The sequence below is a fragment of the Streptomyces tateyamensis genome (assembly GCF_003205575.1).
Lineage (GTDB): Bacteria > Actinomycetota > Actinomycetes > Streptomycetales > Streptomycetaceae > Kitasatospora > Kitasatospora tateyamensis.
The window spans coordinates 1-250 of sequence record NZ_PYBW01000324.1; the positions used below are offsets into that span (position 1 = coordinate 1).

The 250-nt window shown below is 74.8% G+C and carries 1 pseudogene; it reads left to right on the forward strand.

The annotated features are described in order from the left end of the window. A pseudogene (locus C7C46_RS33580) lies at positions 1-250 on the forward strand (Dyp-type peroxidase domain-containing protein); the annotation flags it as partial.

The window sequence follows — 250 nt, forward strand, 5'->3', positions numbered from 1 at the left end:
ACCGGCGAGGCCGGCACCTACTTCATCGGCTACTGCCGCACCCCCGCGGTGACCGAGGAGATGCTGGCCAACATGTTCCTGGGCCGCGACGGGGACGGCCGGCACGACCGGCTGCTGGACGTGTCGACCGCCGTCACCGGCTCGCTCTTCTTCGTTCCCTCCGCCGACTGGCTGGCCGCACCGCCCGCTGCTGCCGCACCTCCCGCATCGGCCGAGGCTGTCGCACCGCCCGCCGCACCGCCCGGGCCGG